Here is a 17,474-nt window from a genome sequence, read left to right on the forward strand (position 1 = left end):
GCCATGCCTGTCTATGACCTCAATCGCGGCATCAACAAGCCCGTCGAATTCAAGGGGCTGGTGGGCAGCAACATCTACTTTCTGGTAGCCGGCATCGGGCTGGTGTTTGCCCTGTTCGTGACCTGCTACCTGGCGGGCATGCCGCTGGTACTCACCGTGCTGCTCACTTTCCTGGCCGGGGGCGGCATGTGGGCCGGGGTATTTGCCCTGAACCGCCGCTTCGGCGAGCATGGTCTGATGAAAGCCGCCGCCCGCCGCTCCTCGCCCCGCTACATCACCAACCGGCACAGCCGCCTTTTCCAACGCCTCAACCAGGACCCGCCCGGCCGCGCGTAGCGGCCGGGGCGGGTGCTTTCCCTGCCTATGAGCAACAAGGTTCTGCCCTCCGTTTCCCTGGAATCCAAGCAGCCCATCTACAAGGTAGAGAAGGATTGCCTCGTCTCGAAAAACGCGGACGTGACGGTGGCGTTCCGCCTGGAGCTGCCGGAAATCTTCACCCTCTCGCGCGAGGACTACGCCCAGCTGCAAGCCGCCTTCGTAAAGGCCGTGCGCCTGCTGCCCGACCACTGCGTGGTGCACAAGCAGGACTGGTACGTGGAGGACAAGTACGCGCCCGGCTTCGAGGCCGAGCGTACGCTGCTCTCTGCGGCCTACGAGCGGCACTTCAACGAGCGGCCGTTCCTGAACCACTTCTGCTACCTCTACATCACCAAAACCTCGTCGGAGCGGCCCAACTGGGGCAGCACCTCGGGGCTGCTGGCCCGCCGCCACATCGTGCCCAAGGACATGCTCGACACGAAGGTGCTGGAAAGCTTCTTCGACAGCGTAGGCCAGTTCGTGCGCACGCTGGAAGGGGTGGGGCCTACCAACGCGCCGTTCATCCGCTCGCACCGGCTTACGTCGGATGAGCTGGCCGGTACCCAGGAAAAAGCCGGGCTGCTGGAAAAGTACCTCTCGCTGGACTTGTCCGACCAGGCCCTGCAGGTGGACCTGGATTTAACCAACGGGCTGAAGGTAGGGCAGGAGTTCTGCCAGATGTTCTCGGTGGCCAACCTCGACGACCTGCCCACCTCGGTGGAAACCGACATCCGCTACGAGGCCTACAGCACCGAGTACTCGGACTTCCCCATCTCGTTTGCCGCCCCGCTAGGGCTGCTGCTGGGTACCAGCCACATCCTGAATCAGTACGTGTTTCTGGACAACACCCAGAAAACGGTGAAAACCTTCGAGCAGAAGAAGGACCGGCTCAACTCCCTCTCGCTCTACTCCCGGCAGAACGCCATCAACGTGGAGTACTACCACGCCTTTCTCAACGAGCTAATTGCCCACAAGCGCCGGCCGGTGCGCGTGCACTGCAACGTGCTGACCTGGGGCCGCAGCGAGGAGGAGCTGACCGAGGTGCGCAAGTTGGTGAATGCTGCCTTCAACCAGATGAACTGCAAGCCCCGGCAGAACACCGTGGACATCGCTGCGCTCTACTGGGGCGGCATTCCGGGCAACGCCGGCGACTTTCCCGCGGAGGAAACCTTCTACACCTTCATTGAGCAGGCCGTGTGCTTCTGGGCCTCGGAAACCAACTACCGCTCCACCGGCGCCACCAAGGGCATCAAGCTCTCCGACCGCCTCACCGGCAAGCCCGTGCTGGTGGACATCTCCGACGAGCCAATGAAGCGGCAGGTCATCTTCAACCGCAACAAGTTCGTGCTCGGCCCCTCGGGCTCGGGCAAGTCGTTTTTCACCAACCACATGGTGCGCCAGTACTACGAGCAGGGCGCCCACGTGCTGCTGGTGGATACGGGTAACTCCTACAAAGGTCTCTGCGAGCTGGTGGGCGGGGTGTACTTCACCTACGAGGAGGATGCCCCGATTGCCTTCAACCCCTTCCTGATTTCGGGCAAGCTCGACGTGGAGAAGAAGGAAAGCATCAAAACGCTGCTGCAGGCGCTCTGGAAAAAGGACGACGAAACGGTCAGCCAGTCCGAGTACGTGTCGCTTTCCACGGCCGTGAGCCTGTACTACGTGATGCTCGAAGCCAACCCGGCTATTCAGCCCAGCTTCAACACGTTCTACGAGTTTGTGAAGGGCACCTACCGCAGGGTGCTGGAGGAGGAGAAGGTGCGCGAGAAGGACTTCGACATCGACAACTTTCTCTACGTGCTCGGACCCTACTACCGGGGCGGCGAGTACGACTACCTGCTCAACTCCGACAAGGAGCTGGACTTGGTGCAGGCCCCGTTCATCGTCTTCGAGCTGGACAACATCAAGGACCACCCCATCCTGTTTCCGGTGGTCACGCTCATCATCATGGAAACTTTCATCTCCAAGATGCGCAAGCTCAAGGGAGTGCGGAAGATGATCTTGATTGAGGAAGCCTGGAAGGCGCTGACCACGCCCGGCATGGCCGCCTACATCAAGTACCTCTTTAAGACGGTGCGCAAGTTCTTCGGCGAGGCCATCGTGGTCACGCAGGAAATCGACGACATCATCGGCAACGAGATTGTCAAGGACGCCATCATCAACAACTCCGACTGCAAGATTCTGCTCGACCAGCGCAAGTTCATCAACCGCTTCGAGGAGATTCAGGCCCTGCTCTCGCTCACGCCCAAGGAAAAAGACCTGGTGCTGAGCATCAACCGCGACAACCAGCCCGCGCGGGGCCGCTACACCGAGGTGTTTATCTCACTGGGTGGGATCGTGTCGAAGGTGTACGCCATCGAGGTGTCGAAGGAGGAGTACGTGACCTACACCACCGAGGAAACCGAGAAAGTGCGGCTGTTCGAGAAGCTGCGCCAGACCGGCGACATGCCTACGGCCATCAAGCTCTTCGCCGCCGAGCTGCGCGAAGGGTAGGGGAGTTAACCATCAACAAAAGGGAAAAAACCATGAAAGCGAAAGTCATCATCCTGGGCTTGGCCATACTCTCTTTCAGTGCCACGCAGGCCTCTGCTCAACTCGTGGTAACAGCCCCGGTGCTGGAAGTACAGTCCGGCGTGCAGACCGGCCTGCAGAACACCATGAAGGGCCTTTCCAAAGCCGCCAACGTGCTGGTAAAGGCCGGTGTGAAGGAGCAGGAACTCACCAAAGTATTCTCGGAAAAGAACCTGCAGCTGGCCAAGAACTGGTATGATGGACTGCAGCAGGTCAGCGCGACGGTGCGCACGTATCGGCGCGTGCAGTCCGTGTTTGAGAAGCAGGGGCAAATTATCCAGACCTACGCCACGGCCATTGAAACTCTGCGGCAGTCGCCCTATGTGCAGCCGGAGCAGCTTTCCACTATGACCAGCGTGTACTCGAAAATGCTGACGGAGGGCGCCAACACCGTTTCGGACCTGCAAACCATCGTCAGCCCGGCTATGCTCAAGATGACGGATGCTGAACGGATGCGCTTCATCGACAAGCTGGACGCGAAGATTTCCGACCAGTTGAGCCTTATCAACTACTACACCCAGCGCAACTACGTGCAGATGCACCTGGCGGAGCAGAAGGCCCAGGACACCCAGGCCCTTCACGCGCTGATGGGCGTCCGCTAACTACTTATCCACTCCTTATCTGCTCCCCCGATGAAAGCAATACCCAAGATGCTCGCCCTGGGCCTGACCCTGCTGGTGGGCCCAGCCTGCGCGCAAGCCGTTATATCGGCTCCGGTTGCCGAGCAAAGCTCGCGCAAACAGATTTTTCACCAGGGTGTGTCGACTACCCTGCTGGGGCAGGGCAAGAAGCTGGCTGGCGACATGAAAGTGGTGAGCGGCCAGATTAAGGGCATCATCGACAAGACCCAGCAGCTGCACGACCAATGGTACAGCAGCCTGCTCCAAATCAGCGCTGGGGTCCGCAACTACCGCCGGGTTCGGGAGATATATACGCACCAGAGCGAAATGATTAACCAATTCGCCGGTGCCATCCCAGAGCTGCGCGCCCAGCGGCTTACGCCCGCGCAGCTCAGCGAAGCCTCTACGGTCTACCAAAACATCCTGCAGGAGAACGTCGCCCTCCTTGGGGAGCTGGCCGGGGTGCTCAGCGCTAATAAGGCGAAGATGACCGACCCGGAGCGCATTGAGTTCATCGACAACATCGCCGACCGCATCAGCAAGCAGCACGATTTGATGAATTACTTCAGCAACAAGTGCCGGGCCATCGCGCAGCACCAAGCGCAGCAGGTGCGGGACCGCGAAGCGGTAAATGCTTTTATGACTGCCCGCTAAGGGGCATCCCTTCCTTTCACTTCCACTTTCGACCCGATGAAAAGCAAGCTAAATCAATTGCTCACAGCAGTTGCCGTCTTGACAATGGTGCTGTTCACCTCGTGTTCCTCCAACAGCGGAACAGCCCAATTCCTGGGTGAATGGCAATCAGTAGATAGCCCCGAGCGGCCGCATATGACTATCCAGGAGCGTGGAGATAATCTGACGCTGCTAGAAGGCAAAAAGGAATACCCGCTCACCTATGACAAGGACAATCACAAGCTCACGGTCAACACCGGATTTGGAGCTATGGACATCATCTACCTAGATGAGAAAAACCACCTTCTGGTTTCCGGGGAAGGGGAATATACCCAAGTAGCCAAGTAAATCTCTCGCTCTGTTTCTAACACTGCCCGCATGGACCCGACCGCAATTGATTTGAACATGGCCGTGTACGAGCAGAAGCTCGACGCCATTTACATCGAAATGCTCTCGTTCACCTCCCTGTTTATCAACTTGGGGCGGGCCATCGGGGGCATCGGAGCCCTGTTGTATATCAGTAGTAAGGTGTGGGGAAACATTGCCCGGGCCGAGCCTATCGACTTGTTTCCTCTGCTGCGGCCGTTTGCTATCGGTCTGGCTATCCTGCTGTTCGTGCCCCTGTGTAGTGCGTTGCGCGGCATCACCATGTCCGTAGCCCATGGCACCGATGCTATCCGGATGGGGCAATTGGCTGAAGTAAACCGGCTCACAGCAGAACGCGACCGTCTGGCCGCCGATGCGAAAGCCAGAGCCGATATGCAAATCAATGAGGAATACGAAAAGGAGTTGGGCAAGCTCGGGGCGCTGGACGTGGGCCGCAAGGCCAGTCTGGCTTTCAATCAGGTCCAGTACAGCGTGGGCCAGAACTTCCGGGAGTGGACCAAATCCATTCTGGAGTTGGGCGCGCTGGCCGCCAAGCTGGCCATTAGCCTCATTTCCACTTTCCTGTTGGTACTGCTCAGCGTCGCCGGCCCGCTAGCTTTTGGCATTGCTATCATTCCGGGATTTGGCGGGGGCCTCCTGAAGTGGTTCGGCTACTTCCTCACGATTTCGCTCTGGGTGCCGGTAGCCAACATTTATGCGGCGGTGCTGGCCCACGTCCAGGTAACAATGCTCAACGAGAATATCCGGCAGCTCAGCGCCGGCGGAAGCGTGGAATCGGCTGACATTGCCTATCTGTGTATGCTCGTGCTGGCCATCGTCGGGTACATCTGTGTCCCCAAGGCGGCAGATATGCTGATTGATGGCTCGGGTGTGGGCAGCGCGGCCACTTCGTTTATCACCACCACCACGGCCACCACGGCCGCCATTGCGGGCGCAGCCAGCGGGGCCGGCCTTCGGACCAGCGCGGGTGTAGCTCAGGGCGCAGCCGGCTGGGCTACCACCCAAAACATGTCGCGCAGTGAGGAGCTTGGCCACCGGGCCGGCATGGCCTTGCGCGAACGATTCAGCCGCAAAAGCTGAGTGGCCCGCTCTCCATCCTCCCACTAGTCCTTTCCAGCCATGTTCGCATCCCTGAAAACCATCGACTCCGCCTTCCAACAGGTCAAAACGCTGGCCCTGCTCTTCATCGTGGCGGTGCTGGTGCTGGCCGGCGCCATTGCCTACTTCGCGTTTCAGACGACCACCGCGGCCGCCAATCGCATCTACGTGCTGGAAGGCGGGCAGCTGCTTACGGCCGGCGCCCGGGATGCGCGGGCCAACCGGCCGGTGGAGGCCCGCGCCCACATTACACGGTTCCACGAGCTGTTTTTCACCCTGGACCCCGATCAGAAAGCCATCGACAGCAACGTGAACAAGGCGCTGTACCTGGCCGACAATTCTGCGAAGCGGCAATACGAGAACTTCAAGGAGAAGGGCTTTTACAACGACCTGATTGCCGCCAACATCAGCCTGGAAATGAGTGTGGACAGCGTAGTGATAACCAACTCACGCCCGTTGGTGGCGCGGTGCTACGGCCACCAGCGCGTTATCCGGGCCACCTCGGTGACCACCCGCAACTTCCTCTCGGAATGCTCCCTGCGCGACGTGACGCGCTCGGAGAATAACCCGCACGGCTTCCTGATGGAAAACTGGCGGGTTCTGCGCAACGAAGACCTCAGCACCCAGCCCCGCTAAGCCCCACCCGATGGAAACCAAACCGCACGACGCGCAATTTCTGCGCACCCGCAAGATGGCCACCTTCCTGCCGGTGGTGGGCGTCCCCTTTCTGGCCGTCATGTTCTACCTGGGCGGCGGCGGGCAGGGCGCGCCCGCCGAGGCCCAGAACGTGCCGTCCGGCTTCAATACCACCCTGCCCACGGCCGAAAAAGGCTCCATCACCGCCAGCAAGCTCGAAGCCTACGCCAGCCCAGTGGATACCCTGCGCAACCGGGGCCTGGTCGATGCCCGTCTCGATACGGCGGCCGGCTCGGGTCTGTCGTACTCCATCGGCGCCGATGGCAAGCCCGGGCCTAACGGGTCGGTGGACAAGTCCGTGGTGGAAGCCCAGCAGCAGCTCATTGCCGCCCAGCAGGCCCAATTGAATGGAGGAACCACACCCGGCGCTGCGGCCGACCCAGCAGCGGCCCCCGGCGCCCTCACGCCCCAGGAGCAGCTGGAGCTGATGCGTAGCCAGCACGAGCGGGAGCTGGCCGAGAAGGACGCCCAGCTGCAGATGGCCCAGCTGCTGGCGCAAAGCAACAGCGGTGGGGGAGGGGTAGCCCGCCCGACCGCGCCGGCGGTGGCCAAAGCCAGGAAAAAAGCCCGCACCCGGGCTAATGTGGTCGATGAGGATGCCGTCGTTTCCCGGCTGGGCGGGGGCGGCACGGGCAGACGGCGCACGGCCTCGTTTACCGGTTTGGATGACGGCCATGCGGCTACCGAAGATGCCAACACTTTGCCGGCCGTCATTCACGAATCGCAGGAAGTCGTCAGCGGCTCGCTGGTGAAAATGCGTCTGACGGAATCGGCCGTGGTCAATGGCCGCACCCTACCGGCTAACACCTTCATCTACGGCAAGTGCAGCCTGGCCGGGGAGCGGCTGAACATCAGCATCGAAACGCTGAAAACCGGCAATCGGGTCTTTCCGGTGGCCCTCGAAGTCTACGACGTGGACGGCCTGGAAGGCCTGCACATCCCGGGCGCCATTACCCGGGACGCGGCCAAGCAGGCCGGCGCCGACGGGCTGAACGCCGCCGATGCCATCACCATGAGCGCCGACCCCACCCTGGCCGCGGCCGGCGTCGCGGTTACCGCCGTCAAGGGCCTCGGCCAGAAGAAAATCCGCCTGGTCAAAGTGCGCCTGAAAGCTGGCTACCAGGTCATGTTGAAGATTGATAAATAAGCTACTATGAGAATCGCCCTTGCCCTCTGCACCCTGCCCCTCAGCCTGGCCGTGGCGCCCGCCCTCGCCCAATCCACGACGCTGGCCAGCACCCAGCCCGCAGCGCCGGCGAAGCTCGCGACGTATCCGCTGTTCGTGTCGGAGCAAAAAACCACCCACCTGGTTTTCCCGTCCCCGGTCACATATGTTGATTTGGGCAGCGCCGGGCTGATTGCGGCCAAGGCTACGGGCTCCGAAAACATCGTGCGGGTCAAGGCGGCCGGCAGCGGCTTCAGCGAAACCAACATGACCGTGCTCACGGCCAGCGGCAAGCTCTACTCCTTCGTGGTGGGCTACCAGCGCAACCCGCGCCAGCTGGGCCTGGACCTGGGCGCAGCCAGCGCGGGCCCGGCCAAGCTGCCCGTGCTCCCGCTCTACGTCTCGGACCAGAAAACTACCCACCTTGTGTTTCCCTACCCGGTCACCTACGTCGACCTGGGTAACTCGGGCATTCTGGCCGCCAAGGCCACGGGCGCCGACAACATTGTGCGCGTGAAAGCGGCCAGCAACCACCTGACCGAAACCAACATGACCGTGCTTACCTCCGGGGGCAAGCTGTACATGTTCGTTGTCAACTACCAGCACGACCCCAAGGTGCTAAGTCTGGACCTGAGCACGATGACCAGCTCCACTGCCCAGGCCGGCAGTGGCAGCGAGGCCATCCTGTCGAACACGCCCATTCCCCAGGGCAACCTGGATGCCTATTCTAAGCAGGCCCTGGCGCGCGGCGGCTCGGCGGCCAGCGACACGAAAAACCAGCTCAGCGTGCGCGCGGGCAGCGTGGGCTACCAGCAGGAAACTTTGTTTTTCCCGCTCCACCTGCGCAACCGCTCCAATGTGACGTATGACGTGGATTTCGTCAAGTTCTACATCCAGGACAAGAAGATAGCCAAGCGCACGGCCGAACAGGCCATTGAGCTCACGCCCACCTATGTCTACAACGGCAACCTGAAAAAGATTGAAGCCGACGGAAAGCTCCAGCAGGTATTTGTTTTCAAGAAATTCACTATCCCCGACCAGAAAAACCTGGTCGTCGAGGTGTACGAGAAAGGGGGCGGGCGCAATATTACGCTCAAGCTTTCCAACAGCGACCTGCTCCGCGCCCGCGGCTTCCGGTAGCCTTAATTCTCCTACGTGCCTTGCTTATTGGCATCGTTGCGTGCACCAAACCAGTATCATTTCGTTTACCTAGTAGAGGAAACAGGGCGAACGACCGGCTCGGTACTCACTTTCATCCCTACTGTTATGCGTATTCTGCTGCTTATCGCCTTAGTTATCTTTCTCTATTCATCCTGGGCGCCAAGTTGGGGAGCCCAGGTGGCCACCTGGGGCCTGCTGCTGTATTTCGGCTACAAGTTCTTCCGCCTTTCCAGCTCCGTCATGCACCGGGCTTCCCGTAGCCCACAGGACCGCTACGACCCTTACAACCACTAGCAGCTCCACTTGGGTTGATATTTCCTGAACACCCTCGTGTTGCCTTGGAAAGGTAGCGGGAGGGTGTTTTGCATTTAGGTATTTGGTGAAACCACTAATAGATCTGCTACTGCCTGAGCCGCAAATTACCCGGAACACAGAGAATGATTTGTAATGTTTTACAGCAAAAAAACTTTACATTAAGTGTATCTTTACTGGCCGTAGCAGATGGAAAAATCGACCAAATCCACGACCGCCCGTCAGAAAATCATCAACCGCTTGCAGAAGCTGGAGCCGGGCGCCCTCGTGCGCTACCAGGATTTCGCCAGCCTCGGCATCGCGCCGGGCACGGTGGCCGTGAACCTGAGCAGGCTGCGCCAGGAAGGCGTGGTGCAGCAGGTCACCAAAGGCACCTACCGCCTCCCCTTGCAGAGCCGGTTCGGCCCGGTACCGGTTTCCGAGCAGCAGGTGTTGCAGGTGCTGCTGCAAACCTCCAGCAAAAAGCTGCGGGGCTACCCCACCGGCGTAGCGGCCTTCAACCGCCTGGGCCTGACCACGCAGGTACCGCAGGAAATTCAGATCGCTACCTCCCGGCCGGGGCGGCCGAAGAAAGTCGGCAACGTGCGCGTGCGCTTCGTGCGCAGCCGGGCCGATGTGAAGCCGGAGGAAGTAAAGCTCTGCCAGTTGTTGGATGCCCTACGGCAGATTAAGCGCCTGCCGGACACCTCGCCGGCCGTGGCCCTGCTGCGCCTGCGCGAGCAGGTAAAGCAGCTGCCACCGGCTGAGCAGGCCACCTTGGTTAGCCTAGCGCAGGACTACAATCCGGCCACGCGCGCCCTGCTGGGGGCCCTGCTGGAAGGGCTGGGTGAAGTCAAGTTAGCCACTACGCTGAAAGCCAGCCTAAATCCCTTATCCACTTATAAGCTTGGGTTGTCCGAACAAGCCTTACCCAACCGTGCGCAATGGCAAATCCGATGACCCTGCACACCCACGAGCAGGACTTTCGCAACCTGATTACCATCACGGCGACGGCCCGGGGAATGCGGCAAAGCTTTATTGAGAAGGACTACTGGGTAACCTGGGTACTGCGCAACCTGGCCGATTCGCACGTGGCCGACCACGTCGTGTTCAAGGGCGGCACCTCGCTTTCCAAAGGCTACGGGCTAATTGAGCGGTTCTCAGAAGATGTGGACCTGGCCGTTATCCTGCAGGAGCAGCAAAGCGACGGCGCGCTGAAACGGCTCATCCGCGACATCCACAAAATTGCTGCTGGCGACTTGCCCGAAGTAGACATACCGGGCTCTACCAGCAAGCGCGGCCACAACCGGCTCGTGTACCATCAGTACCCGCACCTATTCACCGACCCGGTGCCGACGGCTACGGAGCACATTCTACTGGAAATAACGGCCTTCGGAGAACCGGAGCCGCATAGTAAGCGGCCCTTGATTTCTTACCTAGGGCAGTACCTGCTCGACCATGGACAGCCGGAAGCCGTGCAGGAGTACGGCCTGGCAGCCTTCGACTTCAACGTGCTGAGCCTCTCGCGCACGTTTGCCGAGAAAATCATGGCCCTAGTGCGCGCCTCTTACGAAGAAAACCCGCTCGCAGCCACGGGCCGCAAGGTGCGCCACCTCTACGACCTGCACCAGCTGGCCAGCCAGCCCGAGGTGGCTGCCCTGCTGGCTGGCCCCGGCCTAGCCCAGCAGCTCGCGGCCGTGCAGCGCGACGATGCGCGGGCGGGCGTCATCGGCCCGACGTTGGAATGGAAAACCAAGCCCCTGACCGCCTGCTGGGCTTACGCCGAGGAAGCGGCAAACTTGCGTCAGCTTCAGCAGCATTATGAGCAGGAGCTGCCAAGTCTGCTGCACAGCCCACTTCCCGCGTTTGACCAGGTGCTACATGTCATCCAGCGCATCGCGCAGCAGCTACGTGCCTACGATGGACTATGAACAACATGGGTTTATGAACTGGCCCGCCGAAATGCCTACTCTGCCTAGTCTTCCACCTCTCGGTTGATGATGGGCAACACCTGATACAGCATCTCCTTGGGTATGCCCAGCATGTCGCGCTTTTCAGCGTAGTTCTCCAGGAACAGGGCAAAGGGGTGAATGCTCTGCATCTGCCGCTGTTCGTCCTCCGCCTCGCTGATACCAGTCCACGCCGGGGCCTGTAGATAAGCCAGGTACTCCTCCAGCACGTCCTCAAATACCATGCGGCCGTCCCGGAAATCTTCGTGGTAGGCCAGCAACGTATCCACGTCGACAATAATCAGCGGGCGAACGTTGTACACCGGCAGCCCCTGCTGCTCCAGCTTCGCCAGTTCTTCTTGGAACCAGTCGTTGACAACCACGTTCAGGCCGGGCTGATTGTAGAGCCGGTCATGCACCACCAGCACCGGGTCGATTACCAGCTCTGCCGGGTCAAAGTCGGTGTCGAATGGTAGTTGCTTGCGCAGCAAGCGTTCCACGTTGCCGGCCAGCTGCCGGGCCGCCTTGGGGTGCTGCTTTTCATCCTCGTAAAACTTCTTCTTAACCTCATCGAGGTAGGTGGCGAAGTCGTGGCCCGCTTTGGCATCCTTGTGTACCAACACGTCCTTTGACTCAAACAGCACGGCCCGGTTCTCGTGGCGGAAATAGTAGTCCGGCTCGGACTGGCCTTTCAGTTTCCAGCCTTCCAGAATGGCTCGCCCGCTCAGGGCGAGGTCTCGCCCCCGAAAAATGGCATCCAGTAGCAGATAAAGCAGGTATTGCTCCGAGAACAGGTCGCAGTAAACGGAGCGCCAATCGGTTTCCCGCTGGCCCTTAGGAAGCGAGCGGTTGGCAATATTAAACTGAAAATATAGCCCTTTATGCAGGGTTTCGAGCACCAGGACGGGGTACTCTAGTACGAACGTGCCTGGTGATTCTTCGCACAGCGGCGTGGTACGCAGGCTGGTGAAATCAGCCATGTCTAATGGCTGGCCCTCCGGCAGCGTAAAATGCCGCAGAAATGCGCACGCCTCGTCGTAATCCGGGCCGGGCGGTACCTCTACGGCAATACGGCCGGGCTTGTCGTTTTCGGTAACAGGTTTGATGATGCCGCTGAGCTGGCGGAAGAAATCCTGCCAGGTAGCACACGCAAACCGCTGCAGAAAGGCGCGGAGCAAGTGTTCAAAGCGGGCGTCAGCTTCCAAAAATTCAAACAGGCGCACCGACTTGATTATCTGCAGCATGGCAATATTCGGTAAGCGGTGGTTCAGCAACTCAAAGTCGGAGAAGGTACCGGCCAGCGCAATAGCGGCGAGGGGCTGCTTCGGTAACAGTTGTTGAGCAACCGTCATAGCCTGATACTGCTCCCGGATGTAGGCCTCGTTCAACGCCAGACACGCGGCAAACATGCTGCGCTCAAAGTCGGCATCGGACTGGCCAGCGGCCCCGGCCGGCAATCCGAAGCAGGAGCCAAAGAGTTGGAGCACCGGTTTGGGGTGGAAGAAGTTGAGCTTTTTACTGATACGGTCGGCCAGCGCTTGCGTCCGGTGGTACACTTGCCCGGCAAATGCATCGTTGCTGGGCCCAAAAATTTGCTGCATATCCGTCACAAAGTCCCGCTTCGAGGCGGATGTCTGGCTCAGGTAGCCCAGCAAGTGTGAAACGCCCTGCAAACCATCTAACCGGCTAACTCCGATTAAACAGGCGGCCACCGATGGGGTGGCGCCAGTAAACAAATCATGGTATTCGACTAGTAACTGGCGGTTCATAGCAAGGCGGAAAAACGGTAAAGATTACCTTCTGCGCGTATGAACACAAAAAAGCAGGAGCCCGTTAGGAAGCTCCTGCTTTCGTGCTTTACACCAAGACATTAGATCAACGAATCCAAGCTGCGCCGGGCGTGCGAGGCCGGCCCCAGCTTCTGGAACTCGGTCGGGGTGAGGCCCGTCACTTGCCTGAACTGCCGCGAGAGGTGAGCCGGGCTGCTGTAGCCCAGCTGCTGGGCCACTTCGGCCATGCTTAGCTCGCCGTAGCCGATGAGTTCCTTGGCTCGCTCCACCTTCTGACGGATGATGAACTTCTCGATGGTGAGACCCTCGGAAGCGGAGAACAAATGGGAAAGATAGTGGTAGTCTTTGCCCAGGTGCTCGACTAGGTAGGCGGAGTAGTTGAGCAGACGCGGGCCGGGCGGCGGGTAGTGAATTAGGGCCACCAGTAGCGTCTTGATGCGGTCTACCAGCTGGGCGCGGGGGTCTTCCAGCAGTTCGAAGCCGGCCTCCTGCAGGCTGGTGCGGATGGCATCGTAGTCAGGGGCTGCGCCGTTGGGCATCGACACGTCGGCCTCGCCCAGGGCCACGCGGTGCACCTGCAGGCCCAGCGCGGCTAGCTCCTCGCCCACCACCCGGATGCACTGCGGGCACACCATGTTCTTTATCAGCAGCCGGTGCGCGTCGGGCGGCGGTAGCACGTGGGCCATGCTAATGTCGGCTTGCATGGGATGCGCGCTCATTTCACCACCAGATTGCCCCGCAGCATGCCCATGCCGCAGGTAAACGTGAAGGTGCCCGCCTGCTGGGGCAGCAGTTCCACCAGAGTGGTTTTGAACGCCGGCAAGTCGCGGCGCACGTTGAAATCGGGCATTAGCAGCTCCTCCGAGCAGCTGTTTTCCTCGTCGCGGTAAAAGCTCAGCTGCACGGGCTTGCCGCGCTCCACCTCAACGACGTCGGGCGAATAGCCACCCTTCACCGTGATGGCCACTTCCTGCACGCCGCCCGACGTGGACACGGCGCTGGCCGTCTGACGGGCTGAGAAGAAGAAATACCAGATGACAAAAGCGGCCAGGCCGACACCGGCAATGGTCACAATAAAAGCCGTCGTATCCATAAGGAGCAGGAATTAATGAGCAGCAAACGCCCGCAGGCGCAGCGAGTTGGTCAGTACCGACACCGAGCTCAGGGCCATAGCGCCGGCGGCCAGCATGGGCGAGAGCAGGATGCCGAAGAAAGGGTAGAGCAGCCCGGCCGCGATGGGAATACCCAGCGTGTTGTAGATGAAAGCGAAAAACAGGTTCTGCTTGATGGTGCGGATGGTCTGGCGGCTCAGCTCTATGGCCGTGACCACTCCGCGCAGGTCAGAGCGCATGAGCGTGATGCCGGCGGCTTCCATGGCCACGTCGGTGCCCGAGCCGATGGCCAGGCCGATGTCAGCCTGGGCCAGCGCCGGCGCGTCGTTGATGCCGTCGCCCACCATGGCCACGGTGCGGCCCTCACCCTGCAGTTCTTTCACCTTGCCGGCCTTGTCCTGGGGCAGCACCTCGGCGAAGTAGCGCGCAATGCCCACCTGGCCGGCTACCTGCGCGGCCGTCTGGGGGTTGTCGCCGGTCATCATTACCACCTCGATGCCCAAGGCCTGCAGCTGCTTGATGGCGGCGGCTGAGGAGTCGCGCACGGTGTCAGCCACGCCGACGAGGCCCACGGCCTGCCCGGCCACGGCCACGTAGAGCACCGTTTTGGCCTGGGCCAGCAGCTGCTCGGCCTGGGCGGAGAGAGCAGAGGAGAGGGCAACGCCTTCGTCGTTGAGCAGGCGGCGGTTGCCGATGAGTACGGCCTGGCCCTCAACAGTAGCAGCGGCACCTTTGCCCTCCACGGCCCGGAAATCCGTCGCCGCCCCGGTGCCCGCGCCCTGCGCGTCGGCGTAGCGTACCACGGCTTCTGCCAGCGGGTGCTCACTCTGCCGCTCCACAGCGGCCACCAGCTGCAGCAGGCGCGCCGTATCTTGGCCCGGGGCCACGAAGTCGGTCACGGCCGGCTCCCCGCGGGTGATGGTGCCGGTTTTGTCGAGCAGCACGGTGTTTACCTGGTAGGCTTTTTCCAGCGCTTCGGCGTTGCGAATCAGCACGCCGTGTTCGGCCCCCTTTCCGGTGCTCACCATGATGGCCGTGGGCGTGGCCAGCCCCAGCGCACAGGGACAGGCAATGATGAGCACGGCCACGAAGTTGACCAGGGCCAGCGGCAGGCGGTGCTCCACTGGCGCCAGGTCAAACCACAGCACGAAGGTCAGAATAGCAATGACCACCACCGTGGGCACGAAGATGGCGCTGACTTTATCGGCCAGTCGCTGGATGGGGGCGCGGCTGCCCTGGGCATCCTCCACCAGTTTTACAATCTGCGAGAGCATGGTATCGGCACCCACCTTGGTTACCCGAAAGCGGAACGCGCCGGTCTTGTTCAGGGTGGCCCCGAACACGGCGTCGCCCGGCTGCTTTTGCACGGGCAGGCTCTCGCCCGTGAGCATGGCCTCGTCGAGGGCCGAACTGCCTTCCGTAATCAGGCCGTCGGTGGCCACCTTCTCGCCGGGGCGCACCAGCACGATGTCGCCCAGCTGCACCTGCTCGACGGGCACATCCACCTCCGCGCCGTCGGGGCGCACTACGCGGGCGGTTTTGGCCTGCAAACCCATCAGGCTGCGGATGGCGGCCGAAGTCTGGGTTTTGGCGCGCATCTCCAGCACCTTGCCCAGCAGAATCAGGGCAATGATGGTGGCCGTGGTATCGTAATACACCTCGGGCATCAGGCCCCGGCTGGTGAAAAAGCCAGGCACTACAGTGGCCGCCAAGCTATATAGGAAAGCTGCCCCGGTGCCCACGGCAATGAGCGTGTCCATGTTAGCGGCCCGGTGCTTGAAGCCGTTCCAGGCCGACTCGTAAAACTCGCGCCCGCTGTAGAGCAGCACCGGCAGCGTGAGCAGCAGCAGCGCGTAGTTGAGCCACTGCATGTTCACGCGCTCCATCATGGCCGGCCAGAGCATGAGCATGCTCAGCGGCATGATGATGACGGCCAGCCCCACGGCTACCCAGAAGCGGCGCTTGAGCTTCTGGTAGGCTAGGGCTTTCTGCCGGTCGATTTCGGCGCTGCGCTCGGCGGCGCTGGTATCCGGCGCCCGCTCCGCCACACCGTAGCCGGCGTTGAGGACGGCTTCTTTCAGGCTGGCCGGCGAGGCCTGCGTAGGTACGTAGTCGACGGTCGCCTTTTCGGTCGCAAAATTGACCATGGCCCGCTGCACGCCCGGCGTGCGGCTGAGCGACTTCTCGACAAACGCCGCGCACGAGGCGCAGGTCATGCCTTCGATGTCCAGGGTTTCGGTCTTGGTAGTCGGTTCCATAACTAGTAGGTTACTACATGATTGCCTTACCGGGTAGCTTACCGGGCAAGGCAATCAATCACCCTACAAAGGAACGGTCACCCGTCAAGGAAGTTAGTACGCAATCCAGCCCCTGAATTGCATAATTTGGCTTACTAAGCAGAAGACGTTGCTGCCGCGGCCGCTTGCTTGGCTTGCCAATCAGTTAGCCGCTGTAAGCCTCGGCCCAGATTGACTTTCACCGTGGTAGACACGGGAATGTTCAGGTTGAAGCTTTGGCGCATGAATTCCAGCAGCACGGTGGTGCGCGTTACTAGCAAGTATTTATGGCGGCGCAAGGTCAATTCCTCTGTCACGATCCCCACAAGCTTGCGCTCGTGTGCTGGGTCACCGAGCAGAAAGTTACCCGTGTCCCAGAGCCCACTGCCGCTGATGCCCTCCATTTTAGGGCGCCGATGGGGTTGGGGATTGGCGGCCGAAAGCACATCACCAGTAAAGTCAAGCACCAAGTGTGTGCCTGGGTGGAGCCGGAGCCCGGCGTAGTCAAACTCCTTCGTCTGCTGCACCTGCAGTGGGTAAGGCGCCGTTTTCACGTGCCCGTTAAACGAGCGGGTTTTTGCCGCCGGGAAGCCCACGGACAGGTACACGTCCGTCAGATGCCGAGGGCTGGTCGACAGCTCATTCAAAGTCAGGAACTGATAAGCCTCCTGCAACCGGGCGATTTGGCCTTCGTCAGTCAACTCCAGTACTGCCAAATCAATCTTGTCGTCTTGGCGCCGACCCGGAGGCGGTGGGGACGTGGTCAGCAACGTACCAGCCAGTGTCACTTCGTTCGGTGGTAAGATGACGAAGGTTGTGTAGGCCTGACCCGCTAGCACGTGCGCCGCCGTAACAACAATGAAACGGTTATCTACTGTTAGCAGGACGCCACTGCCGCACGCCGCGATACGGCCTTTGCGCGTGTAGAAGAACTGAATAGTGGAACGGAGTATCGCCGCCGTGGCGATGCTCAAGGGGTGGGCTTTTACTTCTTGTAAAAGCGATGAAGGAGTAGGTGTTGCAGCCATGGGGTAAAAGTGAAAAAATGAAAGTTATTGGTCTGGGCTGCTAACCAAGTGTAGACTGCCGTTTCCAACTTGGAATACGTAGTTGGCACCTTCTTCCCACAAACCACCCTTACCTTTGTTGCGTCGGCCAGCACTTTTCTCAGGCAGTTACGCTCGGAAAGCTTATGAAATCAGGTCAATCACTTGCATAATTTTGCGCTCTTGGCAGCTTGCCTCTGGTAGGCAAGAATAGCTTAAAACGCCTCTGCGGCAATTTGCTGCCTGTTCTGCTGTCGTCTAAGCTAGGAATGCTCCACCTGCC

General features: G+C 60.4%; 17 protein-coding genes. 12 read left to right on the forward strand and 5 right to left on the reverse strand.

From position 1 onward, the window contains the following. Positions 1-3 precede the first annotated feature (3 nt). The 12 genes from BUE15_RS12940 (at position 4) to BUE15_RS12990 (ending at position 10,949) form a co-directional block, all read left to right on the forward strand. A complete protein-coding gene (locus BUE15_RS12940) occupies positions 4-336 on the forward strand; it encodes a DUF4133 domain-containing protein (RefSeq protein ID WP_073285645.1) in 333 nt (110 codons plus the stop codon). Positions 337-363: 27 nt separating this feature from the next. Continuing rightward, entirely contained in the window at positions 364-2,850 is a 2,487-nt protein-coding gene (locus BUE15_RS12945; RefSeq protein WP_073285648.1) for a TraG family conjugative transposon ATPase, read from the forward strand. A gap of 32 nt (positions 2,851-2,882) precedes the next feature. Further along, positions 2,883-3,530 carry a hypothetical protein gene (locus tag BUE15_RS12950; protein WP_073285651.1) on the forward strand — a complete coding sequence of 216 codons (648 nt, stop codon included), beginning with the start codon at positions 2,883-2,885 and terminating at the stop codon, positions 3,528-3,530. A 30-nt stretch (positions 3,531-3,560) separates the two neighbouring features. After that, positions 3,561-4,202 carry a hypothetical protein gene (locus BUE15_RS12955; protein WP_139252275.1) on the forward strand — a complete coding sequence of 214 codons (642 nt, stop codon included), beginning with the start codon at positions 3,561-3,563 and terminating at the stop codon, positions 4,200-4,202. A gap of 36 nt (positions 4,203-4,238) precedes the next feature. Then, the gene (locus tag BUE15_RS12960) at positions 4,239-4,568 is read left to right on the forward strand and encodes a DUF3876 domain-containing protein (RefSeq protein ID WP_073285657.1); all 330 of its coding nucleotides are present in this window, start codon (positions 4,239-4,241) and stop codon (positions 4,566-4,568) included. 30 nt (positions 4,569-4,598) lie between these two features. After that, positions 4,599-5,687: a TraJ family protein gene (locus tag BUE15_RS12965; protein WP_073285658.1), complete on the forward strand. Its 1,089-nt coding sequence runs from the start codon at positions 4,599-4,601 to the stop codon at positions 5,685-5,687. Positions 5,688-5,726: 39 nt separating this feature from the next. Further along, positions 5,727-6,341, forward strand: coding sequence for a conjugative transposon protein TraK (traK, locus tag BUE15_RS12970; RefSeq protein ID WP_073285660.1), 615 nt, complete (start codon positions 5,727-5,729; stop codon positions 6,339-6,341). 10 nt (positions 6,342-6,351) lie between these two features. Next, positions 6,352-7,548: a conjugative transposon protein TraM gene (traM, locus tag BUE15_RS12975; RefSeq protein WP_073285663.1), complete on the forward strand. Its 1,197-nt coding sequence runs from the start codon at positions 6,352-6,354 to the stop codon at positions 7,546-7,548. A 6-nt stretch (positions 7,549-7,554) separates the two neighbouring features. Then, positions 7,555-8,706 (forward strand): conjugative transposon protein TraN, encoded by a 1,152-nt coding sequence (traN, locus tag BUE15_RS12980; protein WP_073285666.1) that lies wholly within the window; start codon positions 7,555-7,557, stop codon positions 8,704-8,706. 126 nt (positions 8,707-8,832) lie between these two features. Beyond that, a complete protein-coding gene (locus tag BUE15_RS21605) occupies positions 8,833-9,021 on the forward strand; it encodes a hypothetical protein (protein WP_139252276.1) in 189 nt (62 codons plus the stop codon). Positions 9,022-9,228: 207 nt separating this feature from the next. Then, on the forward strand, positions 9,229-9,978 hold the full coding sequence (locus tag BUE15_RS12985; RefSeq protein ID WP_073285669.1) for a type IV toxin-antitoxin system AbiEi family antitoxin domain-containing protein: 750 nt from the start codon (positions 9,229-9,231) through the stop codon (positions 9,976-9,978). Next, entirely contained in the window at positions 9,963-10,949 is a 987-nt protein-coding gene (locus BUE15_RS12990; protein ID WP_084549025.1) for a nucleotidyl transferase AbiEii/AbiGii toxin family protein, read from the forward strand. The genes BUE15_RS12985 and BUE15_RS12990 overlap by 16 nt, the downstream gene beginning before the upstream one ends. Before the next feature lie 44 nt (positions 10,950-10,993). Here BUE15_RS12990 and BUE15_RS12995 read toward each other — a convergent pair whose 3' ends face one another. From BUE15_RS12995 to BUE15_RS13015, 5 genes are all read right to left on the reverse strand, one after another. Further along, the gene (locus BUE15_RS12995; RefSeq protein WP_139252277.1) at positions 10,994-12,568 is read right to left on the reverse strand and encodes a hypothetical protein; all 1,575 of its coding nucleotides are present in this window, start codon (positions 12,566-12,568) and stop codon (positions 10,994-10,996) included. A 269-nt stretch (positions 12,569-12,837) separates the two neighbouring features. Beyond that, positions 12,838-13,461 (reverse strand): helix-turn-helix domain-containing protein, encoded by a 624-nt coding sequence (locus BUE15_RS13000; RefSeq protein WP_244535947.1) that lies wholly within the window; start codon positions 13,459-13,461, stop codon positions 12,838-12,840. Between the two features lie 11 nt (positions 13,462-13,472). After that, positions 13,473-13,850 (reverse strand): cupredoxin domain-containing protein, encoded by a 378-nt coding sequence (locus BUE15_RS13005; RefSeq protein ID WP_073285678.1) that lies wholly within the window; start codon positions 13,848-13,850, stop codon positions 13,473-13,475. A gap of 12 nt (positions 13,851-13,862) precedes the next feature. Beyond that, the gene (locus BUE15_RS13010; protein WP_073285681.1) at positions 13,863-16,127 is read right to left on the reverse strand and encodes a heavy metal translocating P-type ATPase; all 2,265 of its coding nucleotides are present in this window, start codon (positions 16,125-16,127) and stop codon (positions 13,863-13,865) included. Between the two features lie 134 nt (positions 16,128-16,261). After that, entirely contained in the window at positions 16,262-17,173 is a 912-nt protein-coding gene (locus BUE15_RS13015) for a trypsin-like peptidase domain-containing protein (protein WP_139252278.1), read from the reverse strand. Positions 17,174-17,474 lie beyond the last annotated feature (301 nt).

The organism is Hymenobacter psychrotolerans DSM 18569 (genome assembly GCF_900142395.1).
Lineage (GTDB): Bacteria > Bacteroidota > Bacteroidia > Cytophagales > Hymenobacteraceae > Hymenobacter > Hymenobacter psychrotolerans.